This is a genomic window from Paraburkholderia sp. SIMBA_030, assembly GCF_046535245.1.
Lineage (GTDB): Bacteria > Pseudomonadota > Gammaproteobacteria > Burkholderiales > Burkholderiaceae > Paraburkholderia.
In genome coordinates, this window is sequence record NZ_JAWRXB010000027.1 from 17,205 (window position 1) to 43,666 (window position 26,462).

Below are 26,462 nucleotides of genomic sequence, written 5' to 3' on the forward strand. Positions count from 1 at the left end.
TTACGATCAGCTTACCAGCCAGCGGCCACGCGCCTTGCGCGCGGCGGGCCGCCCGTCGCTCGCGGTGAGCTTGTAGCGCGCCACCTCAGGGCCGTCCAGCTTGACTTGCGCGGTGCGCAGCTCGTCGCGGCGGAACGCGTGAACCTCAACTTTCGCGCCCGGCAGATAGCGTGACAGCAGCGTGTCAAGATTCGAGCCGGTCACGCGCAGGCCGTCGATCGCGATCAGCACGTCGCCGGCCGACAGCCCGGCTTTTTGCGCCGCGCTGCCGTCGTGGACGGCCGTTAGCGTGCAATCCGCGCCGCCGCGCACGCGCGCGCCGAGCGAAGGCTTGCCGTTCTTGTCCGGCTCGGGTGCGAGCGTGACACCGTACGGCGCCAGCAGCGTGTCGAGCGGCAGGTCGCGCGTGCCGTGCACGGCGTCGGCAAACAGTTCGCCCAGCTGCGCGCCGGTCGCTTCCGCGAAAATCGCCTCGATCTCGCTTTCTTCGACGCCGCTCGGCTTGCCACGATAAAAGTCCCGCCCGAAGCGCTGCCACAGCAGACGCATTACGTCATCGAGCGATTTGCGGTTACTGGTTTGCGCGCGAATCGTCAGATCGAACGCCAGCGCGACAAGCGAGCCCTTCGTGTAATAGCTGACGATCGCGTTCGGCGCGTTTTCGTCCTGCCGGTAATACTTGACCCACGCGTCGAACGAGCTCTCGGCGACCGTCTGCTTCTGGCGGCCGCTGCCGCGCAGCACGCCGCCGATCACCTTGCCGACCATGCCGAGATAGTCTTCCTGCGTAATGACGCCGCTGCGCACCAGCATCAAATCGTCGTAATACGACGTGAAGCCTTCGAATAGCCACAGCAGCGACGTGTAGTTCTCGCGGGTGAGGTCGTACGGCGCAAATACGGCCGGCTTGATGCGCTTCACGTTCCACGTGTGGAAATATTCGTGGCTGCACAGGCCGAGGTAGGTTCGGTAGCCTTCGGTGAGCGCTTCGCGGCCTTCCACCGGAAGATCGCCGCGGCTGCAGATCAGCGCCGTCGACGCGCGATGCTCCAGGCCGCCGTAACCGTCGGCAACAGCCTGCGTCATGAACACATAGCGCTCGACCGGCGCTTTCTTCGACTTCGGCTCGAACAACGCGATCTGCGCTTCGCAGATGCGCTTCAGGTCGGCGGACAGCCGCGCCATGTCGAGCCCGACCACACGCCCGGCGATCACGATGTCGTGCGGCACGCCATGCGCCTTGAAGGTCGCCAGCGCGAATTCACCCAGCGTGACCGGATGATCGATCAGCTCGTCGTAGTTCTGCGCGCGGTACTCGCCGAAACCGTAGCGCCGGGTTCCGCGCGCTTCCGGCAACGCGGTCGCGACCCGCCAGTTGCGATACGCCGGACCCTCCGGCTTCTGAATATCCACCACGCACTGCGCTTCCTCGTGACCGAGCGGCGACAGAAACACGCTGGTGCCGTTGAAAAAGCCGGTCGTGTCGTCCAGATGCGCTGCGCGCACCGACAGATCCCATGCATACACTTCGTAGCGCAGCGTCAGCGCACCTTTGACCGGCGCGGCCTGCCACGTCTGCTTGTCCGTCTTCTCGACGCGCACTTTGCGGCCCGCGTCGTTGAAGGCACGCAGCGTGACGATGTTGCGCGCGAATTCGCGCACCATGTAGCTGCCCGGAATCCACACCGGCAGCATGAAACGCTGGCCGGCCGGATCGGGATCGGCGACGGTCACGGTGACTTCGAACAGATGTGCTGCGGGCTGCTTGGGAACGATGGTGTAGCGGATCGGCTTCATCGGCGGCGGTTGGGAGATTTCAGGCGAGGATATTCAGGGCTTGATGTGAAAGGAGGCGCACGCCGCGCCTCCTCTGTTTAATTCGTGTTGCACGCCTAGTGCACGGCGGACATTTCCTTGTCCAGCCGGTCTGCCGGTACCGCGCCTGGCAAGCGGCGGCCGTCGGCGAGGAACACGGTGGGCGTGCCCTCGACATTCATCGCGCGGCCGAGCGCCAGGTTCCTGTCGAGCGCGGCGGTATCGCACGTGCCGGCTGCAGTGGGCGCCTGATGGTCCTGCATCCACGATTCCCACGCCTTCGCGCGGTCGCTCGAGCACCAGATCGACTTCGACTTCGCCGTCGAATCCGGCGACAGCACCGGGTACAGGAAGGTGTAAACCGTCACGTTGTCGATCGACTTGAGCGTGGTTTCGAGCTGCTTGCAGTACGGGCAGTTCGGATCGGAGAACACGGCGATCTTGCGCGCGCCGTTGCCCTTGACGACCTTCACCGCATTCGCGAACGGCAAGCTCGCGAAATCGATACGGTTGGTTTCCGACAGACGCGCTTCCGTCAGATTCTTGCGCGTCTTCGCATCGACGAGGTCGCCGAGCATCAGGTAATCGCCGTTCGCGTCGCTATAGACGATCTGCGTGCCAAGGTTCACTTCGTAGAGGCCGGCAATCGGCGACTTCGTGACGCTCTTGATCGTCACGTCGGCGAGACGCGTTTGCAGCGTGGCTTTGAGCTTGTCGGTGGCTTGATCGGCCTGCGCGGAGCAGCCGACCGTCACGGCGGCAATCGCGAGTACAACGGCCGCAATGCGGAGTGATTTCTTCATACTGAATGAATTCCTGGGTTCTAGCGTATGAGGCGCGCGTTTTTGCGACGTCTTTGGTCTGACCAGAATGGCGTCCGTCCGTTCATCATACCCGTCTCGCAGATCCGGGCATGCGGGCGGGCGCACGCTCTAGCCCAACGCCGCCGACACCAGCCAGCGCTTGATCAACGGTTGCGCGCCGACGAAGGCCATGCCGGTATTGCGCAAGGCCTTGGCGAGCGGACCGGGAACAGAGAAGAGTTTTTGCAGACCATCGGTGGCGATCATCAGCGCGCGGATGTCTTCGCGGCGGGCGCGTTCGTAGCGGCGCAACAGCACCATGTCGCCGAGATCGCGGAATGCTTCCTTGCCGGCCACCGTCTCGGCGAGCGCGGCGACGTCGCGCAAACCCAGGTTCATGCCCTGGCCGGCCAACGGGTGAATCAGATGCGCGGCATCGCCGACCAGCGCGACGCGCGGCGCCACCAGGCGGTCGACCGTTTGCAACGCAAGCGGGAAGCCTTGGGCGGGCGTCACGCATTCGAGCGCGCCGAACTGGCCGCCCGTCACGCGTTCGACTTCGGCGGCGAGTTGCGCCGGATCGAGCGCGACCAGTTGCTCGGCGTGTTCCGTGCGCGCCGACCAGACCAGCGACACGTGGCCGTCCGGCATCGGCAGCAGCGCGATGATTTCGCCGTCCTTGAACCACTGATACGCCGTTTCGCCGTGCGGCTTCTCAGCCTTGAAGTTCGCGACCACACCCGTTTGCCTGTAATCGCGCCGGTTCATCTTCGAACCGATCTGCGCGCGCACCCACGAATGCGCGCCGTCCGCGCCGACCACCAGATCGGCCTCGAGCACGTTGCCGTTGCCCAGACCGACGCTCGCGCCATCGGCATTGAAATCGAGCGCCTGCGCGCGCGAGTCGATCCAGGTGAGATTCGGCTGGAAACGCAGCGCGGCATCCAGCGCGCGCTCGATCAGCGACGATTCGACGATCCACGCCAGTTGCGGCACGGACGCCTGAAATGCGGAGAAATGCAGTTCAGCGTGTGCGTCGCCATAGACCCGCATGTCGTAGACGGGACCCAGACGCGACAGATCGAGCGCCTGCCAGACCCGCAATCGCTCCAGCAAAGCCTGTGAACTCGACGACAGCGCGTAGACCCGCGAGTCGAACATGGCTCCGGCCGGCAACGGCGCACAAGGTTGCGCGAGCAGCGCCACGCGCAGCCCGTTTTGCGTCAGCGCAAGCGCCGCGGTCTTGCCGACGAGCCCGCCGCCGACCACGGCGACATCAAAGGTCTGGTGGTGTGCATTCATCCGCGCATTATAGCTGCGGGGGTTGCAGGGGACGGATCGGTAGGTGCGGCATTTCGGCTCGAAAACCGGCGGCCATGCCAGTGTCCGTTCCGGCCTTCCAGCTCCCTCACCCGGAAAGCTCACCCGAAAGAGTTACAATCGCGACTTCCGTGACAAAACTCGCACTAAATCGTTGAGCCAACGCCCCGATTTGGTGTCTTGTCTCGCTCCGCTGCGGCCCATTGCCGCGCCATCACGAACGCTTTCGCATCCAGCACACAGCGTCGAGCGCATCACGCAACTTGCTGATTCACTGAAGGATTTCCATGAGCCTCAAATGCGGCATCGTCGGCTTGCCTAACGTCGGCAAGTCCACCCTGTTCAATGCGCTGACCAAGGCGGGCATCGCCGCCGAAAATTATCCGTTCTGCACGATCGAGCCGAACGTCGGCATCGTCGAAGTGCCGGACGCGCGGTTGACGGCGCTCGCTGAAATCGTCAAGCCGGAGCGCATCCTGCCGGCGGTGGTGGAATTCGTCGACATCGCGGGCCTCGTGGCCGGCGCGAGCAAGGGCGAAGGTCTGGGCAACCAGTTTCTCGCGAACATCCGCGAAACCGACGCGATCACGCACGTGGTGCGTTGCTTCGAAGACGAGAACGTGATTCACGTCGCGAACAAGATCGATCCGTTGTCTGATATCGAAGTGATCAACACCGAACTGGCGCTGGCCGACCTCGCGACCGTCGAGAAGGCGCTCACGCGCTATTCGAAGGCCGCCAAGTCGGGTAATGACAAGGAAGCAGCCAAAAACGCCGCCGTGCTGGAAAGAGTCCGCGCGCAGCTCGATCAGGCCAAGCCGGTTCGCGCGCTCGATCTGTCGGACGAAGAAAAAGCGCTGCTCAAGCCATTCTGCCTGATCACCGCGAAGCCGACGATGTATGTCGCCAACGTGAAGGAAAACGGTTTCGAAAACAACCCGCATCTGGACGCGGTCGCGAAGTTCGCGGCAGAGGAAAACGCACCGGTCGTCGCCGTGTGCGCGGCGATCGAAGCGGAAATCGCCGACCTCGACGAAGCCGACATGGAAGTGTTCCTCGAGGACATGGGCATGCACGAGCCGGGCCTGAACCGCGTGATTCGCGCGGGTTTCAAGCTGCTGGGCCTGCAAACGTATTTCACCGCCGGCGTGAAGGAAGTGCGCGCGTGGACTATCCATGTCGGCGATACCGCGCCGCAGGCGGCGGGCGCGATTCACACCGATTTCGAGCGCGGCTTCATTCGCGCGCAGACAATCGCCTTCAACGACTTCATCACCTACAAGGGTGAGCAAGGCGCGAAGGAAGCCGGCAAGATGCGCGCCGAAGGCAAGGAATACGTCGTGCACGATGGCGACGTGATGAACTTCCTGTTCAACGTTTGACGTTCGGTCACACCGCCTGGCGGCAATTGGCGAAACGCCGAGCGTCGTAGCAACGCCCCGAAAACAACAAGCCCGCTCGATGCGGGCTTGTTGTTTTACTGCGGGCCCGCTGCGCCGCGTGCCGCACACCGCAGCGGCATCGCGACACTATCTCTGATGGCCGCCATCTTCGACGGCGAATCCGACAGCACCGCATCGACTCCGAGACAGGATAACCGGCATGGCGGCCGGTGCTAAATTGCGGCATTCTGCGTTTGTCAAAAGTAGGCCGTCGCCCGGCCAGCGACGCCGGAATGTCATCGAACACAAATAGAATCGCGCGATCCGCATCCGCGTCCCGTTCCGACTAGGAGACAAATCGATGAGTTGCAAGCCGCTGTTCCGTTCGCTTTCCGTTGCCGCCGTGTTGAGTCTCGGCATTAGCCAGACGGCTCACGCCGCCACTGAAATCCAGTTCTGGCATGCCATGGAGGCCGCCCTGGGCGAACGTCTGAACGACATCGCCAACGCGTTCAACGCGTCGCAAAGCGACTACAAGATCGTGCCGGTGTTCAAAGGCGCCTACGACCAGACACTCGCCGCCGGCATCGCCGCCTACCGCAGCGGCAACGCGCCCGCTATCTTGCAGGTCTACGAAGTCGGCACTGCGACAATGATGCAGGCGAAGAAAGCGGTGATCCCGGTCTCGGACGTGTTCAAGCAAGCCGGCGTGCCGCTCGACGAAAAGGCTTTCGTGCCGACCATTGCAAGTTATTACAGCGACTCTAAAACCGGTCAGCTGATCTCGATGCCGTTCAACAGTTCGACGCCCGTGCTGTACTACAACAAGGACGCGTTCAAGAAAGCCGGGCTCGACCCGAATCAGCCGCCGAAAACCTGGGCCGAAGTGCAACAGGACGCGCAGAAGCTGAAAGCTGCCGGCATGGCGTGCGGCTATTCGTCCGGCTGGCAGAGCTGGATTCAGCTTGAAAACTACAGCGCGTGGCAGGGTGCGCCGTTTGCGTCGGAGAACAACGGTTTCGACGGCGCGAATGCCCAACTCGAATTCAACAAGCCGCTGCAAGTCGCGCACATCCAGTTCCTGCAAAACATGCAGAAGGACGGCACGTTCACCTATGTCGGCCGCAAGGACGAACCGGTGTCGAAGTTCTATAGCGGCGATTGCGGGATCATCACGAACTCGTCCGGTTCGCTCGCCACGATCAAGAAGTACGCGAAGTTCAACTTCGGCACTGGCATGATGCCGTACGACGCCAGCGTGAAGGGCGCGCCGCAAAACGCGATCATCGGTGGCGCGAGCTTGTGGGTGCTCTCGGGTAAGGATCCGGCGGTGTACAAGGGCGTCGCGAAATTCCTCGCGTATCTGTCGTCGCCGCCGGTGGCGGCGAAGTGGCATCAGGACACCGGTTATCTGCCGGTCACGACCGCCGCATATCAAATGACGCAGCAGCAAGGCTTCTACGAGAAGAACCCGGGCAGCGACACCGCGATCAAGCAGATGCTCAACAAGCCGCCGCTGCCGTACACGAAGGGCCTGCGTCTGGGCAACATGCCGCAGATCCGCACCATCATCGACGAAGAACTCGAACAGGTCTGGGCGCAGAAGAAGACGCCGCAAGAAGCGCTCGATTCGTCCGTGTCGCGTGGCGACGAGTTGCTGCGCCGCTTCGAGAAAGCCGGTAGCTAAGCATGCGGCACAACGGGTATCGGTGTGTTCGCACCGATACCCGCTTTGCAGAACCTTGGGAATTCTCGATGGAAAAGCGCTCCAGCTTCGGCACCAGCGTACTGCCCTACCTGCTGGTTGCGCCGCAACTCGTGATTACGCTGCTGTTCTTTCTGTGGCCGGCCGGCGAGGCGCTGTGGCAATCCACGCAGACTCAGGACGCGTTCGGCACATCGAGCGAGTTTGTCGGGTTGGCCAATTTCAAGCAGCTGTTCGCCGATCCGCTTTACTTGTCGTCGTTCAATACGACGCTGATCTTCTGCGCGCTCGTCACCGTGTCGGGACTGGTGATCTCGCTGTTGCTGGCGGTTTGCGCCGATCGCGTGACGCGCGGCGCAAAGGCCTATCAGACGCTGCTGATCTGGCCGTATGCCGTCGCGCCCGCGATTGCCGCCGTGCTGTGGTCGTTCCTGTTCAACCCGAGCATCGGGCTTGTCACGTATGGGCTCGCGAAGTACGGCATCGTGTGGAATCACGCGTTGAATGCGGGCCAGGCAATGTTTCTCGTCGTGCTGGCTTCGGTGTGGAAACAGGTGAGCTATAACTTCCTGTTCTTCTATGCGGGTTTGCAGGCGATCCCGCGCTCGCTGATCGAAGCTGCCGCAATCGACGGCGCCGGTCCGGTGCGGCGTTTCTTCGGTATCGCGCTGCCTTTGCTGTCGCCGACCAGCTTCTTCCTGTTGGTGATCAACATCACCTACGCATTCTTCGACACCTTCCCGGTGATCGACGCGGCCACCGGCGGCGGCCCCGCGCAATCGACCCGTACGCTGATCTACAAGATCTTCGCCGAAGGTTTTCAGGGACTCGACATCGGCAGTTCGGGCGCGCAGTCGGTCGTGCTGATGGTGATCGTCGTCGCGTTGACAGTCGTGCAATTCCGCTTCATCGAACGCAGGGTTCAATACTCATGATCGAGAACCGCCGCGGTTTCGACCTGTTCTGCCATGCGGTGCTGATTCTCGGCGTCGTGCTGGTGGTGTTTCCCGTGTACGTCGCGTTCTGCGCGGCGACCATGAGCGAGCACGAAGTGTTCAGCGTGCCGCTGTCGCTGGTGCCGAGCACGCATCTGTTCGAGAACGTCGCCACCGTTTGGACGCAAGGCAGCGGCAATGCGGCTGCGCCGTTCGGCCGCATGCTGTTCAACAGCCTCGTGATGGCGCTGGTGATCTCGATCGGCAAGATCGCCGTGTCGATGATCTCCGCGTACGCGATCGTGTTCTTCCGCTTTCCGTTTCGCAATCTGGCGTTCTGGCTGATCTTCGTCACGCTGATGCTGCCGGTCGAAGTGCGCATCTTTCCGACCGTGCAGGTCGTGTCGTCGATGCATCTGAGCAATACATACAGCGGTTTGACGTTGCCGCTGATCGCGTCGGCCACCGCCACCTTCCTGTTCCGGCAGTTCTTCATGACGCTGCCGGATGAACTGATGGAAGCGGCACGCATCGACGGCGCCGGTGCAATGCGTTTCTTCTGGGACGTGGTGCTGCCGCTGTCCAAAACGAACATGGCGGCGCTGTTCGTCATTACGTTCATCTACGGCTGGAATCAATATCTGTGGCCGATTCTGATTACCAGCCAGCAATCGCTGACGACGGCCGTGGTCGGGATCAAGAGCATGATCGCCTCTGGCGACACCGCGACCGAGTGGCATCTGGTGATGACCGCGACACTGCTGGCCATGTTGCCGCCGCTCGCTGTCGTGCTGACGATGCAGCGCTGGTTCGTGCGGGGACTGGTCGACTCGGAAAAGTAACAACCGCCGCACGGCGAGCTGCGTCATTGAATTGAAAACACCGCGCGATCCGCGAATGCAACGAAAGGCTAAAACGGCATGGCTGCACTGACTCTGCAAAGCGTTAAAAAAACCTATGACGGCAAACAGTTCGTGTTGCATGGCATCGACGTGGACGTTTCCGACGGCGAGTTCGTCGTGATGGTCGGCCCGTCCGGTTGCGGCAAATCGACGTTGCTGCGGATGGTGGCAGGGCTCGAGCGCATCTCCGAAGGCACCATTTCGATCGCCGGCAAAGTGGTCAACCAGTTGGAGCCGAAGGATCGCGACATCGCGATGGTGTTTCAGAACTACGCGCTGTATCCGCATATGAGCGTCGCCGAGAACATGGGTTACGCGCTGAAGATCGCGGGCATCGATCGCACGCAGATTGCCAGCCGCGTGCAGGCCGCCGCGCAGATCCTGGAACTCGAAGCGCTGCTGCAACGCAAGCCGCGCGAACTGTCGGGCGGACAACGGCAACGCGTCGCGATGGGCCGCGCGATCGTGCGTGAACCGGCGGTGTTTCTGTTCGACGAGCCGCTGTCGAATCTCGATGCGCGGCTACGCGTACAGATGCGCCTCGAAATCCAACGCCTGCATGCGCGGCTTGCCACCACCAGCCTCTACGTCACGCACGATCAGATCGAAGCCATGACCTTGGCGCAACGCGTGATCGTGATGAACAAAGGCCACGCCGAGCAGATCGGCGCGCCGACCGAAGTCTATGAACGGCCGGCGACGGTGTTCGTCGCGAGCTTTATCGGCTCGCCGGGGATGAACCTGCTGGAGGGCCGCCTATCCGACGACGGCTCGACGTTCGAGGTGGTGGGCAACGGTCCGAAGCTGCCCTTGCAAGGTGTGGCTTCGATTGGCGAGGCAGTGAAGGCAGGACGCGAATGGACGCTCGGCATTCGCCCGGAACACATGACGCCGGATCAAGCGGACGCAACGCACGCCACGCTCACTGTCGACTCCTGCGAACTGCTCGGGGCGGACAACCTCGCGCACGGACGCTGGGGCAAGCACGACGTGACGGTGCGCTTGCCGCATGCGCACCGGCCGGCGGCAGGCGAAGCGCTGCAAGTGGCATTGCCCGCGCAGCATCTGCATTTCTTCGATCCGTCGACGGGACGACGCGCGAACTGACGCCGCTGCCGTCCCACCCTCCCCCCGAAGTACAATGGCACCTCACCGCCCGCGCGCGCGGCAACTTCAGCTCGACGCCGCGCTGGCCGGAACCGGCGCACCAGCCGGTCATAACACCATTACCCATCCACCCACGACCGCCGCCCTCACGCGGCTGGCGGCGTCAACGTCTATTGCAAGCAAATGGCCCAATACGTCTTCACCATGAACCGCGTCGGCAAAATCGTGCCGCCCAAGCGTCAAATCCTGAAAGACATCTCGCTGTCGTTTTTCCCCGGCGCGAAGATCGGTTTGCTCGGCCTGAACGGCTCGGGCAAGTCGACTCTGATCCGCATCATGGCCGGTGTGGACAAGGACATTGAAGGCGAAGCCACGCCGATGCCGAACCTGAACATCGGCTATCTGCCGCAGGAACCGCAACTCGATTCGCAAAAGACGGTGCGTGAAGCGGTCGAAGAAGGTCTCGGCGACGTCTTCAACGCGCAAAAGAAACTCGACGAAATCTACGCGGCCTACGCGGAGCCGGACGCCGACTTCGACGCGCTCGCCGCTGAACAAGCCAAGTACGAAGCGATCCTTGCCACCAGCGATGGCGGCAGCGCCGAGCAGCAGATCGAAATCGCCGCCGACGCCCTGCGTCTGCCGGCATGGGACGCGAAGATCGAGCATCTGTCCGGCGGCGAAAAGCGCCGCGTCGCGCTGTGCAAGCTGCTGCTCGAAAAACCGGACATGCTGCTGCTCGACGAGCCGACCAACCACCTGGACGCGGAATCGGTCGATTGGCTGGAACAGTTCCTGACGCGCTTCCCGGGCACCGTCGTCGCCGTGACCCACGATCGCTACTTCCTCGATAACGCCGCCGAGTGGATTCTCGAACTCGACCGCGGCCACGGCATTCCGTGGAAGGGCAACTACAGCAGCTGGCTCGACCAGAAAGAAGAGCGCCTGAAGCAGGAAGAGTCGTCGGAATCGGCGCGCCAGAAGGCGATCAAGAAGGAACTGGAGTGGGTCCGCCAGAATCCGAAGGGCCGTCAGGCGAAGTCGAAGGCGCGTATCGCACGCTTCGAGGAACTGAACAGCCAGGACTACCAGAAGCGCAACGAAACCTCGGAAATCTTCATTCCGGTCGGCGACCGCCTCGGCAATGAAGTGATCGAGTTCAAGAACGTCAGCAAATCGTATGGCGACCGTTTGCTGCTCGATAACGTCAGCTTCAAGATTCCGGCGGGTGCGATTGTCGGCATCATCGGGCCGAACGGCGCGGGTAAGTCGACGCTGTTTCGCATGCTGACCGGCCGCGAACAGCCGGATTCGGGCGAGATCGTGCAAGGGCCGACGGTCAAGCTCGCGTACGTGGACCAAAGCCGCGACGCGCTCGACGGTTCGAAGACCGTGTTCGAGGAAATCTCCGGCGGTGCGGATGTGCTGACGGTCGGCAAGTACGAAACGCCTTCGCGTGCGTATATCGGCCGCTTCAACTTCAAAGGCGGCGATCAGCAGAAGGTCGTCGGCAATCTGTCGGGCGGTGAGCGCGGGCGGCTGCATCTGGCGAAGACGCTGATCGAGGGCGGCAACGTGCTGCTGCTGGACGAACCGTCGAACGACCTCGACGTCGAAACGCTGCGCGCGCTCGAAGACGCGTTGCTGGAATTTGCCGGCTCCGTGCTGGTGATTTCGCACGATCGCTGGTTCCTCGACCGGATCGCGACGCACATCCTCGCGTTCGAAGGCGATTCGCAAGTCACGTTCTTCGACGGCAACTACCAGGAATACGAAGCGGACAAGCGCGCGCGTCTCGGCGAAGAAGGCGCGCGTCCGAAGCGCCTGCGTTACAAGCCGATCACGCGGTAAATAGTAGGCATCGGCGCTAAACGCCGATGCCTCACCGCTTAAACCGGCAAACCCAACTCGCGCAACTTCGCTTCGGTTCGCGCGGCGCTGGTGTGATGCACGCTGTGCCAGCCGAGTGCCGTCGCGGCCTCAGCGTTTTTCAGATTGTCGTCGATGAAAACGAGTTCGGCGGGCTGGATGCCGGGCAATTGCGCTTCAATGCGCCGGCGCATTTCCGCGAAGATCGCCGGATCGGGCTTCACCAGCTTCACACGACCCGACACGACGATGTCGCGAAACCGCCGCAGCACCGGGTAGTGCTCCCATGCATACGGAAACGTCTCCGCCGACCAGTTCGTCAGCCCAAACAAAGGCACGCCAGCGGCCTCGAGCTTTGCCATCGTCGCCACGCCCGCTTCCAGCACGCCGCCCAGCATCTCGTGCCAACGCTCGTAAAACGCGCGAATCAGCGGCTCGTGATCCGGAAATTTCGCGATCAGCTCGTCAGTCGCCTCGACGATCGGCTGGCCGCCGTCCTGACGAATCACCCAGTCCATCGAGCAGACGTGGGCCAAAAACCAGCGGCGCTCGGGCTCGTCCGGAATCAAATGGCGATACAGATACTCGGGGCTCCAGTCGATCAGCACGCCGCCGAAATCGAACACGACTGCCTTGATGGCCATCCATTCTCCGTGAGCAACGTCGTTGCTGCGATCAGACAGGTTGCGTACGCAACGCCAGCCACGCCTTCGCGTCGCCCGACACATGCGGCGACAGGCGCGTGCGCACCGTCTCGTGATAAGCGTTCAACCACGCGCGTTCGTCGTCGCGCAACAGCGACATGTCGAGGCAACGCGTGTCGATCGGGCACAGCGTCAGCGTCTCGAACTTGAGGAAATCGCCGAACTCGGTTTTCTCCGCCGGAACGTTCAGCACAAGGTTCTCGATCCGGATGCCCCACTTGCCCGGCCGGTAAATGCCCGGCTCGACCGACGTGATCATGCCCTCTTCCATCGCCGTCCACGGTTCGGCCGGCGCGTAGTGCGAGATCACCTGCGGGCCCTCGTGCACGTTCAGGAAGTAGCCCACGCCGTGGCCCGTGCCGTGACCATAATCGGCGCCGGCTTCCCAGATCGGCGCGCGGGCGATCGCGTCGAGCATCGGTGAACGGATGCCACGCGGGAACTGCGCGCGCGACAGCGCCATCGTGCCTTTCAGCACGATCGTGAAATCACGCCGTTGCTCATCGCTGATGGTGCCGACCGGCACGACGCGGGTGATATCGGTGGTGCCGCTCAGGTACTGCGCGCCCGAATCGATCAGCAACAGGCCGTTGCCTTCGATCACCGAATGCGATTCTTCGGTCGCGCGGTAGTGCGGCATCGCGCCGTTCGCGTTGAAGCCGGCGATGGTCGCGAAGCTCAACGACACAAAGCCCGGACGGCGCGCACGCGCTGCCGTCAGGCGTTCGTCGATGGTCAGTTCAGTGACCGTTTCACGGCCGAGCGCGCTTTCGAACCACGCGAAAAATTCCGCGAGCGCCGCCCCGTCCTGCTCCATCGTCTCGCGCACGTGCTCCGCTTCGGCTTCGGTTTTTCGCGATTTGAAGAACGTGGACGGATTGACTGCCTCGACGATCTTCACCGTCGGCGGCACCGATTGCAGCGAACCAAAAGTAATCCGGCGCGGGTCGATCAGCAGTGTGCTGTCGCCAGGCAGCGCGACGAGCGCGTCTGCCGCCTTCGCGTACAGCTCGACGCTGATGCCGTCACGCGCGAGCGCGTCGGCCAACGCCTGCGGCACCTTGCCGTCCGAGACGAACAGCGACGCGTGCTCCAGACCGATCAGCGCGTGCGCGACGAACACCGGGTTGTAGCTCACGTCGGCGCCGCGCAGATTGAGCAGCCACGCGAGATCGTCGAGCGTGGAGATGAAGTGCCATTGCGTGCCCTTCTCCACCATCGCGCGGCGAATCTGCGCGAGCTTTTCCGCGCGGGCCACGCTCGCATGCGGCGCCGCATGCTCGAACACGGCGGCGGCGGGCAGCGGCGGACGCTGCGGCCAGACCGCATCGAACAGATCGACGTCGGTGCGCAGCTTCACGCCGCGCGCGGTGAGCGCCTGAGTCAACGCTCGCGCCGCCGCCACGTCGAGCACCGCGCCATCGACGCCGACGGTGCCGCCCGTCGCAACGTTCTGCGCAAGCCAGTCGAAATGCGGGGCGGTTTGCTGGCCACCGGTCATCTTCATCAACTGCACGCCGGTGCCGGCAAGTTGCGCATTGGCCTGTTCCCAATAGCGGCTGTCGGTCCACACGCCGGCGAAATCGGCGGTAACGATCAAGGTGCCGGCCGAGCCGGTGAAGCCCGACAACCACTGCCGGCCCTGCCAGCGGCCAGGCAAATATTCGGACAGGTGCGGATCGGCGGACGGCACCAGGTAGGCGGCCACGCCTTCGCGCGCCATTGCGTGGCGCAATGTGGCGAGCCGTTCGGGAATCGAGGAAGTTTCGGGAAGTCGGGCATTCATCGGAGTCACCTGCAAGTATTCATCGACGGGAAAGCAAGCCGACCGTCACGGCAACGGCGATCAACGCAACGGCGGTGCACACCGGCCATTCGAGCGTATCACCATCATGAAAGAGACCAACCACGTTGCCGGCCATTCGCGCGACACCCGCACCCAATACGCCCGCCAGCAGCGCCATCCACCATTGCGCGCGGCTCGAACGGCGCTGCGGATGCAGCCACCAGCCCGCGAGGCCGATCACCGCGCCCAGCACCACGATTCCGGGCCGCCCCATCAGCGACCGGCCTCGCGCAGTTTCAGATTCGTCTCATGGCCGCACGCCGCCTCTCCAGTTAGCATTTTTATCTCTTTCACTATATAGGTCTGCACGGCGCTTTCCGCATAGCGGTTGAGTTTAGGGGTCGGGGTGATGTTAGGCAAGTTGTAAGCCTTACGAAGAAGCCTAGCGCCGGTGTGTGGCCTGCAAACAGGCGTCATGCGAATCGCCCTTATCGAGCCGGACTTGCGTCACGCTGAACTGGTTGGCCGGCTGATCTTTGCCGGCGGCCATGCCTGCCAGCACTTCGCCACCAGTGCGCCGTTCCTGAGCCGCGCCATAGACGAATTCTTCGATCTTCTTCTCACTGAAAGCTGGGCCGGCGACCGCCCCGCCGAGGACGTGATCCCGCGCGCCCGCGCGATTCTGCCGAGCTTGCCGGTGATCGTTCTGTTGTCCGAGCCACGCGAAAGCCAGATCGTCGCCGCGCTGCACGCCGGCGCTGACGACTGCCTGAGCAAACCGGTGCGCGGACCGGAAATGCTGGCGCGCGTCAACGCCCTGCTGCGCCGTGCGGGCCTGCGCCGTCCGCAGAACCGGCGGCGCGACACTATCGGCGGCTATGCGTTTGACGCCGCACACTTCTCCGTCACTTTCCGCGGCCAGACCGCCATACTGACCCCGAAGGAATTCCGCTTTGCACTGCTGCTGTTTGCCAATCTGTCGCGGCCGGTCTCGCGCGCGCATATTCTCGAAACCGTCTGGACGCGCCACCGCGACCTAAGGTCGCGTACCGTCGACACCCATGCGTCGCGCGTGCGGACCAAATTGCAATTGCGCCCCGAGCACGGCTATTGCCTGACGCCGCTCTACGGCTACGGCTACCAGCTCGATGCAGTGCCGTCGGAAGCCGCGATGGAGGCCGGATGATGCGCGCAGAATGAAAGAATCGTGAAAACGCTATAATATTGGGCTAAATCATAGTTCCCCATATGCAGCTTCTAACGATCGGAATCAATCACCACACTGCGCCTGTCGCCTTGCGCGAACGCGTGGCGTTTCCGCTCGAACAGATCAAGCCTGCATTGGACACCTTCAAGAGCGTCTGGCTCGGCCGCACCGCGCGCACGGCGCCGGAAGCGGCCATTCTGTCCACCTGCAACCGCACCGAACTCTACTGCGCGACCGACGACCATGCCGCGCGTGAAGCCGCGATCCAGTGGTTCTCGAAGTACCACAAACTGCCCGTCGACGAACTCGCGCCGCATGTGTATGCGTTGCCGCAGTCGGAAGCCGTGCGCCACGCGTTTCGCGTCGCCTCGGGGCTGGATTCGATGGTGCTCGGCGAGACGCAAATCGTCGGACAAATGAAGGATGCGGTGCGCACTGCGTCCGAAGCCGGCGCGCTCGGCACGTATCTGAACCAGTTGTTCCAGCGCACCTTCGCCGTCGCGAAGGAAGTGCGCAGCACGACCGAAATCGGCGCGCAGTCGGTTTCCATGGCAGCGGCGGCCGTGCGGCTCGCTCAGCGCATCTTCGACAAGGTCTCGAACCAGCGCGTGCTGTTCATCGGCGCGGGCGAAATGATCGAGTTGTGCGCAACCCATTTCGCCGCCCAGCAGCCACGCGAACTGGTGGTCGCGAACCGCACGGCCGAGCGCGGCACGCGGCTCGCCGAACGCTTTAGCGGGCGCGCCATTCCACTGTCGGAATTGCCCACGCGGATGCATGAGTTCGACATCATCGTGTCGTGTACCGCTTCGACTTTGCCGATCATCGGTCTGGGTGCAATGGAACGGGCGGTGAAAGCGCGCCGTCATCGGCCGATTTTCATGGTCGACCTGGCGGTGCCGCGCGACATCGAATCTGAAGTCGGCCAGCTCGAAGACGTCTTCCTGTACACCGTCGACGACCTCGGCGCGATCGTCCGCGAAGGCAACGCATCGCGGCAAGCCGCCGTTGCGCAGGCCGAAGCGATCATCGAAACGCGCGTGCAGAATTTCATGCAATGGCTCGACGCGCGCAGCATCGTGCCGGTGATTCGTCACATGCATACGCAAGCCGACGTGCTGCGCCGCGCCGAAGTCGAACGCGCGCAGAAAATGCTCGCGCGCGGCGACGATCCGGCCGCGGTGCTCGAGGCGCTGTCGCAATCGCTGACCAACAAACTGATCCACGGGCCGACGCACGCGCTCAATCGCGCGAGCAGCGAAAACCGTGACACGCTCATCGAACTGATGAGCGGTTTCTACAAACACTCCGGTTCTTCGGAGCGTTAGCGGCGCAGCCACTGCCGCGCCGTCCGCGCCACCCGAAAGTGGCCCGCGACGTGCTTCTGATCAGGGCATCTGCCTACTTCCCTAGTCGTCGTCCTTTCCGGAGCCCGCTCCGAAACCCGTCCGATGAAAACGAGCATGCAACGCAAGCTCGACCAGCTCACCACCCGGCTGGCCGAACTGAACGACCTGTTGAGCCGCGAGGACATCACCGCGAATCTCGACCAATACCGCAAGCTCACGCGCGAACACGCCGAGCTTGGGCCGGTCGTCGAGCATTACGCGCTGTGGCGCCAGGCCATGACCGACGCGGCAACCGCGCAGGAACTGCTGGCGGACACCTCGATGCGCGACTTCGCGGAAGAGGAAATTCGCGCGGCGCGCGAGCGGATGGACAAGCTCGGCGCCGAATTGCAGAAAATGCTGCTGCCGAAAGATCCGAACGACGACCGCAACATCTTCCTCGAAATCCGCGCCGGTACTGGCGGCGACGAATCCGCGCTGTTCGCGGGCGACCTGCTGCGGATGTATCTGCGCTTCGCCGAACGCAATCGCTGGCAAGTCGAGATGATGTCGGCGAGCGAATCGGATCTCGGCGGCTATAAGGAAGTGATCGTGCGGATCGCCGGCGAAGCGGCCTATTCGAAGCTCAAGTTCGAGTCCGGCGGGCATCGCGTGCAACGCGTGCCGGCGACCGAAACGCAGGGTCGCATTCACACGTCGGCGTGCACGGTCGCCGTGATGCCGGAAGCGGATGAAATCGGCGAAGTCGAGATCAATCCGGCCGATCTGCGGATCGACACGTTCCGTGCGTCCGGTGCGGGCGGGCAGCACATCAACAAGACCGATTCGGCCGTGCGGGTCACGCACTTGCCGACCGGCATCGTCGTCGAATGTCAGGACGATCGGTCACAGCACAAGAACAAGGATCGCGCGCTGAAGGTGCTGGCCGCGCGCATCAAGGACAAGCAGTCGCACGAGCAGCAAGCGAAGGAAGCGGCAACGCGCAAGAGCCTGATCGGCTCGGGCGATCGCTCGGAGCGGATTCGCACGTACAACTTCCCGCAAGGGCGTCTGACCGATCACCGGATCAATCTCACCCTATATCGGCTCGACGCGATCATGGACGGCGATCTCGACGAATTGATCGCGGCACTGGTCAGCGAGCATCAGGCGGAGTTGCTGGCTTCGCTGGGCGACGCGGACTAAGCGCGAATGAGCCCGGACACGCCCGCCGCACTGTTGCGCGCCTCGCCGTTGCCGCCGCTCGAAGCGCGCATTCTGCTAACGCACGTGCTGGGCTGGCGGCGCACCGAGTTGATTACGCGCGGCGACGATGTGCTGGACGCGGCTGCGCTCGCCCGCTACCAGACGCTTGAAGCGCGGCGCGCGGCCGGCGAGCCGGTAGCACAGCTGATCGGCGCGCGGGAGTTTTTCGGACTCGACTTCGACGTCACACCGGATGTGCTGATACCGCGCCCCGAAACCGAACTGCTGGTCGAAACAGCGCTGACAGCGATGGAAGGCGTCTCGCGGCCGCGCGTGCTCGATCTCGGCACCGGCACCGGCGCGATCGCGGTGGCGATTGCGTCGATGCGTCCGGATGCGCAAGTCTGGGCGCTGGATCGTTCCGTCGAAGCGCTGGTGGTCGCCACGCGCAATGCCACGCGCCTGCTGGACGCAAGGCGTCCCGGCGGCGCTTTGGTGCTCATGCAAAGCAACTGGTACGACACCCTCGACACAACGCGGCGCTTCGACGTCATCGTCAGCAATCCACCCTATATTGCGAGCGGCGATCCGCATCTGTCCGAAGGCGATCTGCGCTTCGAGCCGCGCGGCGCGCTCACCGACGAAGCCGACGGCCTTAGCGCGATCCGCATCATCGTGGCCGGCGCGCCAACACGTTTGAGCGCCAATGGCGTATTGTTGATCGAACACGGGTACGATCAGGCAGAAGCCGTTCGCGCGCTTCTTTCCGCACAAGGTTTCGTAGAAGTCCACTCGGAGCAGGATCTTGCCGGCATCGAGCGAATCAGCGGCGGGCGGTTGCCCGGCTAAGATTACTGGCTTTAATAGCCAGGAGGCCAGAGCAGGCCTCGGCCGGTCTTACTGAAATCCGCTATCATTTCAGCCTATTCCCTACACATAACGGAACCGCAAGGTCAGTCATGGATACGCAACAACGCATCAAGCAAATCGTCGACGAAAACAACGTCGTGCTCTTCATGAAGGGCAATGCCCAGTTCCCGATGTGCGGCTTCTCGGGCCGCGCCATCCAGATCCTGAAGGCGTGCAACGTCAGCGAGTTCAAGACCGTCAACGTGCTCGAAGACGACGAAGTCCGCCAGGGCATCAAGCAGTTCTCGAACTGGCCGACCATTCCGCAGCTCTATGTGAAGGGCGAATTCGTCGGCGGCTCCGACATCATGATGGAGATGTACGAATCGGGCGAACTGCAGCAACTGTTTGCTGCGGTCTGAACGACCGCTGTTCGAAGACCCGCTCCAATAAGGCGCCGCGAGCCATGGAAACACGCGCTGCGGCGCCCCGCCGGCTGATCGTCGCGATCACCGGCGCAACCGGCGCCATCTACGGCATCCGGTTGCTCGAGACGTTGCGCAAGCTAGGCGGGGTCGAAAGCCATCTGCTGATTTCGAGCGCCGGCTGGCTCAATATCCAGCACGAACTGCAGTTGAGCAAAGAAGACGTGCATCCGCTCGCGGATGTCGTCCATTCGGTCCGCGACGTCGGCGCGAGCATCGCGTCCGGCTCGTTCGCGACCGACGGCATGGTGGTCGCCCCTTGCTCAATGAAAACGCTCGCCAGCGTCGCGCACGGCCTTTCCGACAACCTGATTACCCGCGCAGCCGATGTGACGCTGAAAGAACGCCGCCGCCTCGTACTTTTAGTCCGCGAAACGCCGTTCAATCTCGCGCATCTGCGCAACATGACGGCTGTCACCGAAATGGGCGGCGTGATCTTTCCGCCCTTACCCGCCTTCTACAACCAGCCTGCCTCGATCGATGAGATGGTCGATCATACGGTGGCACGCGTGCTGGATCTGTTCGCGCTCGGTCCGGCGTTGTCGCCAGCTTGGCGGGGATTGCGCGGCGCACAGGAATAATTCACGCTTGCATCGCGTTTGGGCCAGAGCTGGGTCGCTGCGTCGAACCAATTAACAACGTCTGCGACACAATCAATTCTGTTTTCACCCGTTTATCAAACGCCGGTGCAGATCTATATTGATAGCAACCCAACCTCTGCGCCGCCCCTACGCGGCGGCATTGCTGCCATGAATCGCTTACCGTCGCTTTTCCTCTCCCACGGCGCGCCCACGCTGCCGATCGACCCATCGCTGCCGTCGGCGGAATTCGCGACGCTGTCGGCGCAACTGCCACGTCCGGAAGCCATTCTGATGCTGTCGGCCCACTGGGGCACGGCACAACCGGTGGCGAGCATTTCCACCGCGCCGGAGACCATCCACGATTTCTATGGTTTTCCGCGTCAGTTGTACGAGATTCAGTACCCGGCTCCGGGCGCGCCCGACGTAGCGCGCCGCGCCGCCGTGCTGCTCGGCGAACACGGCATCCTCACCGATGCCCAGCCGCACGGCCTGGACCACGGCGCGTGGGTGCCGATGCTGCTGATGTTTCCGCAAGCCGACATGCCGGTCGCGCAGTTGTCGATCCAGCCGCACATGGACGCCGCACATCACTTCCGCGTCGGGCGGGCGCTGCGTGCGCTGAAGGACGACGGCGTGATGGTGATCGGCTCGGGCCAGATCACGCACAACCTGCGCGCCGCCGACTTTTCGGCTCGACCAGAAGACGCCGATCCGCGCGTCGCCGAATTCACCGATTGGTTCGAGGCAAGGCTCGCCGCGCACGACATCGATGCGTTGCTCGACTATCGCCGTCAGGCGCCGCACGCGGTGCTGATGCATCCGACCGACGAGCATCTGCTGCCGGTATTCGCGGCGCTCGGTGCGGCCGACGACGATTATTCGCTGGCGATTCAGTCACTCGGGACCTACCAGCGCTCATTGGCAATGACGAACTACGTGTTCGGCACCGCCTGACTGAAATTGGAACGCACCAACGGCGCACCAACGAAAAAGCCCGCCTGAGCAATTCAGGCGGGCTTTTTCCGCATGTTCTGCCGGACCGCGATCCGGCGGACAGGGTCAGCGCAGCAACTTAATGCACGCTCATGCCTTCGAGCACTTCGTCGTGCGTTTCACGCTCTTCCAGATACTCCGAGCGGTAGCCGCTATTCACGCCCCAGTAGTAGAACACCAGCGAAAACGCGATCACCACCAGCATGTCCCAGCCGTACGGCAGGATGCCGCGGCCACCGAATTCCTTGCTGCCGATCAGCGACAGGATCGCCATGATCGGCAGATAGGCCACCAGCCACCAGGCTGCCTTCAGATCGCGGCCCCAGCCGCCGAAGCCCGACTTCGCCTGGAAGTAGAAATACACCGGCAGCGCAACGACCATCAGCAGAATGATTTCGCCGGTCAGTGGCCACTTCGCCCAGTACAGAATCAGCGACGCGCACACGAATGCAAACGGCGCGATGATCTTCATGCCCGCAATGTGCAGCGGACGCTCCAGATCCGTCGCCGCGCGGCGCAGCGCCATCAGGCTGATCGGGCCGGTGAGGTACGAAATCACCGTCGCGACCGAAATCACCGCAGCCAGCGAACTCCAACCGCGGAAGAAGAACAGGAAAATAAACGACACCAGCAGGTTGAACCACATCGCCTGACGCGGCACGCCGTAGAACGGGTGCACGTTGCCGAACATTTTCGGCATCGTGTTGTTGCGCTCCATCGCGTAGATCATGCGGGTGGTGGTCGCCATGTAGGTCGTGCCGGTACCGCTCGGGCTGACGAACGCGTCGACGTACAGCAGGATGGCCAGCCAGTTCAGGTTCAGCGCGATCGCCAGTTCAGCGAACGGCGAAGCGAAATTGAAGTGGCCCCAGCCCTTCATCACGTCGCTCGGGTTCACCGCGCCGATATACGCGACCTGTAGCAGCACGTAGATCACCAGCGCCAGCAGGATCGAGCCGATTACCGCGAACGGCACGCTCCTGCCCGGATTGCGCGCTTCACCGGCGAGGTTGATCGGGCTCTGGAAACCGTTGAACGCGAACACGATACCGCTCGTCGACACTGCCGTCAGCACAGCCGACCAACCGTACGGCGCGAAGGTGCTCGCTTCGCCGAAGTTTTCCTTGTGGAAGCCCGTCAACATCAGACCGGCAATCGTCGCACCCGGAATCAGGAACTTGAAGATCGTGATCGCCGAATTGGCACGCGCGAACAGCTTGACGCCCCAATAGTTCAGCAGGAAGTAAATGATCACCAATGCGGCGGATAGCAATAGCCCATTGGCCGTTAATTCTCCATTCACGAATAGTGCATGCGCCCATGGATACGGCCACGTGCTCATGTATTGAATGGATGCTTCGGCCTCGATTGGAATCACCGAGACGATAGCGATCCAGTTGGCCCATGCACTGATGAAGCCAACCAGCGCGCCGTGCGAATAGCGCGCGTAACGCACCATGCCGCCGGACTCCGGGAACATCGCGCCGAGTTCGGCATAGGTCAGCGCAATCGCGAGAATCACGACCGCACCGATTACCCATGCACAAATGGCAGCCGGCCCGGCAATTTTTGCGGCCTTCCATGCGCCGAACAGCCAGCCCGAGCCGATGATCGAACCCAAGCCGGTCAGCAGCAACGCGACCGGCCCGATGTTCCTCTGTATAGAACTATTCACGTCTTCTCCTGTGTCGGCCGGAGTGAGCGTGTCGACCAGAGTTGGCGCGTCGATCAGAGTTGGCGCTTTAGCGCTTACTCTGGTCCCATAGCACTTACTCCGGTCCCATAGCACTTACTCCGGTCCCATGCAGATTGCATCAAAACCATGTGTCGACACCGCGTGACATCGCTTGTGGCGCTGGAAACGGGTGACGCGCATGCATGCGCGACCGGTGCAACCGGTGCGCGGCGCGTAGTTTAACGGTTGCACCCTTCCGCTGCAGCGGAATTAAGGGTTCTCCCTGGCAAAATTCTCGGACGAATAGCAAGGTTTGTAAGCAATTTTTGCGCCGATTGATCGAATTTCCGTAAAGATGAGGGGAGACAGTTGACCTTCTCTCGAAATCGCCGTATAACGTTCGGGCAGGATTTCAAGCGGCGAGTGAATTGGTCTTTCGTAGTTCGCCCATCAACGGTACTCCGGTTGGTCCCATTACCCCCTTCCTTGATTTTCATGCACCCATTGGGCTTCGGCCTTATTCACCATCTTTAGGAACAAGTAATATGGAAACCGGTACCGTCAAGTGGTTCAATGACGCAAAGGGCTTTGGCTTCATCACGCCGGACGGCGGTGGCGAAGATCTGTTCGCGCATTTCTCGGAAATCCGCACGGAAGGCTTCAAGACGCTGCAAGAAAACCAAAAGGTTACGTTTGAAGTGAAGACGGGCCCGAAGGGCAAGCAAGCTGCTAACATCAAGCCGGTGTAAGCAAGCACGCTTCCTTCTGGACGCAAAAAACCCCGCCTCGGCGGGGTTTTTTTATATCCGTCGCAATTGGGTAGACGGATTATCTTCGCTGTATGCGATTGGTTATCCGAACACCCGCCGTGCGTGAATCCCAAGGCCTGTTGCAACGCTGGCGAGACGATCGCCGAATACCGCTTTCGCATCCGGAAAGGCAGCCGCCAATGCGCTGGACAGAAACGCCAGACCGGTCGAACCGCCCGTGAAGTAAATCGCGCCGACGTCGCGTGTGGCTACGCCGGCTGCCTGCACCGTGTCACGCGCCGCTTGCACGATACGCAGCGTCTCGTCGTGGCCGGCCTTGATGAGCTGAGCCTCGTCGAACGCGAGGCGCAAATCGTCTTCCACCTGATCGAGATCGATCACAGTCTCGCCGCCCGCGGCCACGCCGATCTTCGCCTCTTCCGCGTGCGCCGCCAGCGCATGCCCCAGGCGGCGCTCCACGACCCGCATCAGCCGGTCATGATGCTTGATCTCGGTGAACAGATGCCGCATCAGCGCGAGTTCGCTGACACGTTTCGGCGCGTAGACGGTGTTGATCAGGTGCCACGTCGCCAGATCGAAATAGATCCGGTTCGGAATCTCGCGGCCTTCCGGGTCGAGCGTTTGATAACCCAGCTCGCGCAGGATCGTCACGAGTTCGACGCGACGGTCGAAGTCGGTGCCCGCGACGTGCACGCCGTGGTGCGCCAGCACGTCGTCTTTACGCTCGGCGCGCTTCATCCGCTCCGGCCCGACCCGCACCAGCGAAAAGTCCGACGTACCGCCGCCGATGTCGGCCACCAGTACGAGGCCCTCTTCCGTCAGATGCGATTCGTAGTCGAACGCTGCGGCGATTGGCTCATACTGGAAGTGAATCTCGCGCAAACCGACCGAGCGCGCCGCCGCTTCGAGCTGCTGCTGCGCAAGTTGGTCGGCGCGCGGATCGTCGTCGACGAAAAATACCGGGCGGCCCAGCACGGCGCGGCTGATCGGACCACCGGCGCTGGCTTCAGCCGAACGTTTCAGGTGATCGACGAAGATCGCGATCACATCGGTGTATTTGATCGCCGAGCCGTCGCCGAGATCGGTCGAATTCTCGGCGAGCGGCGAGCCGAGAATACTTTTCATCGAGCGCATCAGGCGGCCGTCGAAACCGTCGATGTACGCCTCCAGCGCCGAGCGCCCGAATTCGCGGGTGTCTTCGTCGGTGTTGAAAAAGACGGCGGTCGGCAGCGTCGTATAGGCGCCCTCGACCGGCGCAAGCCGCAGCGCGGCGCCGTCGGGCACAGCGACAGCCGAATTGGAAGTACCGAAGTCAATCGCGCAATAGTTCATGGCAGGAATCGCCGCTCACGGCTGGCGCGGACAGAAGGAGGAGCGGCTTTGTATCACGAAAGCCCAATTAGCATCAACTAACGCGTCGGGGACGCTCGCCACCCTGACCACGACCGGCTCAGCGGAACGAAAATTGCTCAGTCGGACAGAATACGCCGCCAATTTTCGAGATTCAGGAGACTTCTAGCAATGCACGCGCCGCCCACCGCCGCTGTCGACGAAAAAACGTCCGCTGTCATCGAAACCGATCTCCCTTCGCGGCTCGACCGCTTGCCCTGGGGACGCTTCCATTCGCTGATCGTCGTGGCGCTGGGCGTGACCTGGCTGCTCGACGGTCTTGAAGTGACGCTGGCGGGCGCCGTGGCAAGTGCGTTGAAGTCTAGCCCATCGTTGCACTTTACCAACGCCGAAGTGGGCCTCGCCGGCAGTGCTTACATCGCCGGCGCGGTGCTCGGCGCGCTCGGCTTCGGCTGGCTGACCGACCGGCTCGGCCGGCGCAAGCTGTTCTTCATCACGCTGACGCTGTATCTGGCCGCCACCGCGGCCACCTCGCTGGCGTGGAATCTCGCCAGCTTTCTGCTGTTTCGCTTTTTGACTGGCGCGGGCATCGGCGGCGAATACACGGCGATCAATTCTACGATCCAGGAATTCACCCCGGCACGCGTGCGTGGCTGGACCGATCTGGGTATCAACGGCACGTTCTGGGTCGGCGCCGGGTTGGGCGCGGCCGGTTCGCTGGTGTTGCTCGATCCGCGCCTGCTACCTGCCGATTGGGGCTGGCGCGCGTGCTTCTTCATTGGCGCAGTGCTGGCACTCGCGATCTTGCCGATGCGCATGTGGGTGCCGGAAAGCCCGCGCTGGTTGCTCACGCACGGCGGTGAACCCCACGCGCGGTCGATTGTCGAGGGCATCGAAACGCGATTTCGCGACAAAGGCCACCAACTCGTGGACGATGAACTGACAGGGCTGCGCCTGCGCTCGCGCGGACATACGCCGCTGCGCGAGGTGTTCCACACGCTGTTCAACCTGCATCGACGCCGTGCGCTAGTCGGACTTTCGCTGATGACCGCGCAGGCGTTCTTCTACAACGCGATCTTTTTCACCTATGCGCTGGTGCTCACCGATTTCTATCAGGTGCCGGGCGAGCGCATCGGCTGGTATCTGCTGCCGTTCGCGCTCGGCAACTTCCTCGGGCCGCTTGTGCTGGGCCGGCTCTTCGACGTAATCGGCCGACGCAAGATGATCACGGCGACCTACGGACTCTCCGCGATTCTGCTGACACTGAGCGGCTATCTGTTCGAGCAACAGCTGCTGACTGTCGTCACGCAGACGATCGCCTGGATGGTGATCTTCTTTTTCGCGTCGGCCGCGGCCAGTTCGGCGTATCTGACGGTCAGCGAATCCTTCCCGCTCGAAATCCGCGCCCTGGCGATCGCGGTGTTCTATGCGTTCGGCACGGCGCTCGGCGGCATCGTCGGTCCGGCGTTCTTCGGCCGGCTGATCGACACGCATCAACGCAGCGAAGTGTTTTCGGGCTATCTGGTCGGCTCGGGCCTGATGTTGGCGGCGGCAGTGATCGCCGCGATCTGGGGCGTGGATGCCGAGCGCAAATCGCTGGAGCATGTCGCCGCGCCGCTGTCGAGCGTCGCGGACGACGCCGAATAATAATCGCGCGGCCGGCCGCCGCGCGCTTCCTGACACTACAACC

24 protein-coding genes are annotated in these 26,462 nt (G+C 62.6%); 15 read left to right on the forward strand and 9 right to left on the reverse strand.

What is annotated here, in order from left to right:
* Nucleotides 1-6: 6 nt before the first annotated feature.
* From SB772_RS34365 to SB772_RS34375, 3 genes are all read right to left on the reverse strand, one after another.
* Complete coding sequence (locus tag SB772_RS34365; protein WP_410837581.1) at nucleotides 7-1,797, reverse strand: M61 family metallopeptidase; 1,791 nt, start codon at nucleotides 1,795-1,797, stop codon at nucleotides 7-9.
* 95 nt (nucleotides 1,798-1,892) lie between these two features.
* Entirely contained in the window at nucleotides 1,893-2,618 is a 726-nt protein-coding gene (locus SB772_RS34370) for a DsbC family protein (protein ID WP_410837582.1), read from the reverse strand.
* A 129-nt stretch (nucleotides 2,619-2,747) separates the two neighbouring features.
* Complete coding sequence (locus tag SB772_RS34375; RefSeq protein ID WP_410837583.1) at nucleotides 2,748-3,920, reverse strand: UbiH/UbiF family hydroxylase; 1,173 nt, start codon at nucleotides 3,918-3,920, stop codon at nucleotides 2,748-2,750.
* A 305-nt stretch (nucleotides 3,921-4,225) separates the two neighbouring features.
* On the opposite strand from SB772_RS34375, the gene ychF reads away from it, so the two are divergent.
* From ychF to ettA, 6 genes are all read left to right on the forward strand, one after another.
* Nucleotides 4,226-5,320: a redox-regulated ATPase YchF gene (ychF, locus tag SB772_RS34380; RefSeq protein ID WP_410837584.1), complete on the forward strand. Its 1,095-nt coding sequence runs from the start codon at nucleotides 4,226-4,228 to the stop codon at nucleotides 5,318-5,320.
* 361 nt (nucleotides 5,321-5,681) lie between these two features.
* Complete coding sequence (gene ugpB / locus SB772_RS34385; protein WP_410837585.1) at nucleotides 5,682-7,007, forward strand: sn-glycerol-3-phosphate ABC transporter substrate-binding protein UgpB; 1,326 nt, start codon at nucleotides 5,682-5,684, stop codon at nucleotides 7,005-7,007.
* A gap of 68 nt (nucleotides 7,008-7,075) precedes the next feature.
* Nucleotides 7,076-7,960: a sn-glycerol-3-phosphate ABC transporter permease UgpA gene (gene ugpA, locus SB772_RS34390; RefSeq protein WP_410837586.1), complete on the forward strand. Its 885-nt coding sequence runs from the start codon at nucleotides 7,076-7,078 to the stop codon at nucleotides 7,958-7,960.
* Entirely contained in the window at nucleotides 7,957-8,802 is an 846-nt protein-coding gene (ugpE, locus tag SB772_RS34395; RefSeq protein WP_410837587.1) for a sn-glycerol-3-phosphate ABC transporter permease UgpE, read from the forward strand. Before ugpA ends, ugpE begins: the two co-directional genes overlap by 4 nt.
* Before the next feature lie 78 nt (nucleotides 8,803-8,880).
* Entirely contained in the window at nucleotides 8,881-9,969 is a 1,089-nt protein-coding gene (locus SB772_RS34400) for a sn-glycerol-3-phosphate import ATP-binding protein UgpC (RefSeq protein WP_410837588.1), read from the forward strand.
* Between the two features lie 183 nt (nucleotides 9,970-10,152).
* Complete coding sequence (gene ettA, locus SB772_RS34405; protein ID WP_410837589.1) at nucleotides 10,153-11,820, forward strand: energy-dependent translational throttle protein EttA; 1,668 nt, start codon at nucleotides 10,153-10,155, stop codon at nucleotides 11,818-11,820.
* Nucleotides 11,821-11,858: 38 nt separating this feature from the next.
* On the opposite strand, the gene SB772_RS34410 is transcribed toward ettA, so the two are convergent.
* From SB772_RS34410 to SB772_RS34425, 4 genes are read right to left on the reverse strand one after another with little or no spacing between them, the layout of a single operon-like run.
* Complete coding sequence (locus tag SB772_RS34410; protein WP_410837590.1) at nucleotides 11,859-12,482, reverse strand: HAD family hydrolase; 624 nt, start codon at nucleotides 12,480-12,482, stop codon at nucleotides 11,859-11,861.
* 31 nt (nucleotides 12,483-12,513) lie between these two features.
* Nucleotides 12,514-14,328: an aminopeptidase P family protein gene (locus SB772_RS34415; protein ID WP_410837591.1), complete on the reverse strand. Its 1,815-nt coding sequence runs from the start codon at nucleotides 14,326-14,328 to the stop codon at nucleotides 12,514-12,516.
* A gap of 19 nt (nucleotides 14,329-14,347) precedes the next feature.
* Entirely contained in the window at nucleotides 14,348-14,602 is a 255-nt protein-coding gene (locus SB772_RS34420) for a hypothetical protein (protein ID WP_410837592.1), read from the reverse strand.
* Complete coding sequence (locus tag SB772_RS34425; protein WP_410837593.1) at nucleotides 14,602-14,748, reverse strand: hypothetical protein; 147 nt, start codon at nucleotides 14,746-14,748, stop codon at nucleotides 14,602-14,604. The genes SB772_RS34420 and SB772_RS34425 overlap by 1 nt, the downstream gene beginning before the upstream one ends.
* Before the next feature lie 55 nt (nucleotides 14,749-14,803).
* Between SB772_RS34425 and SB772_RS34430 the strand changes: the two genes are divergently transcribed.
* The 7 genes from SB772_RS34430 to SB772_RS34460 all read left to right on the forward strand — a co-directional run bounded on the left by SB772_RS34430 (nucleotide 14,804) and on the right by SB772_RS34460 (nucleotide 20,938).
* On the forward strand, nucleotides 14,804-15,514 hold the full coding sequence (locus tag SB772_RS34430) for a response regulator transcription factor (protein WP_410837594.1): 711 nt from the start codon (nucleotides 14,804-14,806) through the stop codon (nucleotides 15,512-15,514).
* A gap of 62 nt (nucleotides 15,515-15,576) precedes the next feature.
* Nucleotides 15,577-16,863 (forward strand): glutamyl-tRNA reductase, encoded by a 1,287-nt coding sequence (hemA, locus tag SB772_RS34435; protein ID WP_410837595.1) that lies wholly within the window; start codon nucleotides 15,577-15,579, stop codon nucleotides 16,861-16,863.
* A gap of 123 nt (nucleotides 16,864-16,986) precedes the next feature.
* Nucleotides 16,987-18,069: a peptide chain release factor 1 gene (gene prfA, locus SB772_RS34440; RefSeq protein WP_410837596.1), complete on the forward strand. Its 1,083-nt coding sequence runs from the start codon at nucleotides 16,987-16,989 to the stop codon at nucleotides 18,067-18,069.
* A 6-nt stretch (nucleotides 18,070-18,075) separates the two neighbouring features.
* Entirely contained in the window at nucleotides 18,076-18,918 is an 843-nt protein-coding gene (gene prmC / locus SB772_RS34445) for a peptide chain release factor N(5)-glutamine methyltransferase (protein ID WP_410837597.1), read from the forward strand.
* A gap of 110 nt (nucleotides 18,919-19,028) precedes the next feature.
* Complete coding sequence (gene grxD, locus SB772_RS34450) at nucleotides 19,029-19,340, forward strand: Grx4 family monothiol glutaredoxin (RefSeq protein WP_410837598.1); 312 nt, start codon at nucleotides 19,029-19,031, stop codon at nucleotides 19,338-19,340.
* Nucleotides 19,341-19,384: 44 nt separating this feature from the next.
* Entirely contained in the window at nucleotides 19,385-19,984 is a 600-nt protein-coding gene (locus SB772_RS34455; protein ID WP_410837599.1) for a UbiX family flavin prenyltransferase, read from the forward strand.
* 168 nt (nucleotides 19,985-20,152) lie between these two features.
* The gene (locus tag SB772_RS34460; RefSeq protein ID WP_410837600.1) at nucleotides 20,153-20,938 is read left to right on the forward strand and encodes a DODA-type extradiol aromatic ring-opening family dioxygenase; all 786 of its coding nucleotides are present in this window, start codon (nucleotides 20,153-20,155) and stop codon (nucleotides 20,936-20,938) included.
* A gap of 118 nt (nucleotides 20,939-21,056) precedes the next feature.
* On the opposite strand, the gene SB772_RS34465 is transcribed toward SB772_RS34460, so the two are convergent.
* Nucleotides 21,057-22,652, reverse strand: a complete 1,596-nt coding sequence (locus SB772_RS34465) for an APC family permease (protein WP_410837601.1) — start codon at nucleotides 22,650-22,652, stop codon at nucleotides 21,057-21,059.
* 545 nt (nucleotides 22,653-23,197) lie between these two features.
* Here SB772_RS34465 and SB772_RS34470 point away from each other — a divergent pair.
* Nucleotides 23,198-23,401 (forward strand): cold-shock protein, encoded by a 204-nt coding sequence (locus SB772_RS34470; protein ID WP_007180251.1) that lies wholly within the window; start codon nucleotides 23,198-23,200, stop codon nucleotides 23,399-23,401.
* Nucleotides 23,402-23,503: 102 nt separating this feature from the next.
* Here SB772_RS34470 and SB772_RS34475 read toward each other — a convergent pair whose 3' ends face one another.
* Nucleotides 23,504-24,754: an Hsp70 family protein gene (locus tag SB772_RS34475; RefSeq protein WP_410837602.1), complete on the reverse strand. Its 1,251-nt coding sequence runs from the start codon at nucleotides 24,752-24,754 to the stop codon at nucleotides 23,504-23,506.
* Between the two features lie 189 nt (nucleotides 24,755-24,943).
* Here SB772_RS34475 and SB772_RS34480 point away from each other — a divergent pair, with 189 nt between their 5' ends.
* A complete protein-coding gene (locus SB772_RS34480) occupies nucleotides 24,944-26,419 on the forward strand; it encodes an MFS transporter (RefSeq protein ID WP_410837603.1) in 1,476 nt (491 codons plus the stop codon).
* Nucleotides 26,420-26,462: the final 43 nt, after the last annotated feature.

Excerpts from the sequence above, each read along its gene's own strand:
- SB772_RS34365 (WP_410837581.1), bottom strand. The coding sequence starts at position 1,797 with ATGAAGCCGATCCGCTACACCATCGTTCCCAAGCAGCCCGCAGCACAT.
- SB772_RS34370 (WP_410837582.1), bottom strand. The coding sequence starts at position 2,618 with ATGAAGAAATCACTCCGCATTGCGGCCGTTGTACTCGCGATTGCCGCC.
- SB772_RS34375 (WP_410837583.1), bottom strand. The coding sequence starts at position 3,920 with ATGAATGCACACCACCAGACCTTTGATGTCGCCGTGGTCGGCGGCGGG.
- ychF (WP_410837584.1), top strand. The coding sequence starts at position 4,226 with ATGAGCCTCAAATGCGGCATCGTCGGCTTGCCTAACGTCGGCAAGTCC.
- ugpB (WP_410837585.1), top strand. The coding sequence starts at position 5,682 with ATGAGTTGCAAGCCGCTGTTCCGTTCGCTTTCCGTTGCCGCCGTGTTG.
- ugpA (WP_410837586.1), top strand. The coding sequence starts at position 7,076 with ATGGAAAAGCGCTCCAGCTTCGGCACCAGCGTACTGCCCTACCTGCTG.
- ugpE (WP_410837587.1), top strand. The coding sequence starts at position 7,957 with ATGATCGAGAACCGCCGCGGTTTCGACCTGTTCTGCCATGCGGTGCTG.
- SB772_RS34400 (WP_410837588.1), top strand. The coding sequence starts at position 8,881 with ATGGCTGCACTGACTCTGCAAAGCGTTAAAAAAACCTATGACGGCAAA.
- ettA (WP_410837589.1), top strand. The coding sequence starts at position 10,153 with ATGGCCCAATACGTCTTCACCATGAACCGCGTCGGCAAAATCGTGCCG.
- SB772_RS34410 (WP_410837590.1), bottom strand. The coding sequence starts at position 12,482 with ATGGCCATCAAGGCAGTCGTGTTCGATTTCGGCGGCGTGCTGATCGAC.
- SB772_RS34415 (WP_410837591.1), bottom strand. The coding sequence starts at position 14,328 with ATGAATGCCCGACTTCCCGAAACTTCCTCGATTCCCGAACGGCTCGCC.
- SB772_RS34420 (WP_410837592.1), bottom strand. The coding sequence starts at position 14,602 with ATGGGGCGGCCCGGAATCGTGGTGCTGGGCGCGGTGATCGGCCTCGCG.
- SB772_RS34430 (WP_410837594.1), top strand. The coding sequence starts at position 14,804 with ATGCGAATCGCCCTTATCGAGCCGGACTTGCGTCACGCTGAACTGGTT.
- hemA (WP_410837595.1), top strand. The coding sequence starts at position 15,577 with ATGCAGCTTCTAACGATCGGAATCAATCACCACACTGCGCCTGTCGCC.
- prfA (WP_410837596.1), top strand. The coding sequence starts at position 16,987 with ATGAAAACGAGCATGCAACGCAAGCTCGACCAGCTCACCACCCGGCTG.
- prmC (WP_410837597.1), top strand. The coding sequence starts at position 18,076 with ATGAGCCCGGACACGCCCGCCGCACTGTTGCGCGCCTCGCCGTTGCCG.
- grxD (WP_410837598.1), top strand. The coding sequence starts at position 19,029 with ATGGATACGCAACAACGCATCAAGCAAATCGTCGACGAAAACAACGTC.
- SB772_RS34455 (WP_410837599.1), top strand. The coding sequence starts at position 19,385 with ATGGAAACACGCGCTGCGGCGCCCCGCCGGCTGATCGTCGCGATCACC.
- SB772_RS34460 (WP_410837600.1), top strand. The coding sequence starts at position 20,153 with ATGAATCGCTTACCGTCGCTTTTCCTCTCCCACGGCGCGCCCACGCTG.
- SB772_RS34470 (WP_007180251.1), top strand. The coding sequence starts at position 23,198 with ATGGAAACCGGTACCGTCAAGTGGTTCAATGACGCAAAGGGCTTTGGC.
- SB772_RS34475 (WP_410837602.1), bottom strand. The coding sequence starts at position 24,754 with ATGAACTATTGCGCGATTGACTTCGGTACTTCCAATTCGGCTGTCGCT.
- SB772_RS34480 (WP_410837603.1), top strand. The coding sequence starts at position 24,944 with ATGCACGCGCCGCCCACCGCCGCTGTCGACGAAAAAACGTCCGCTGTC.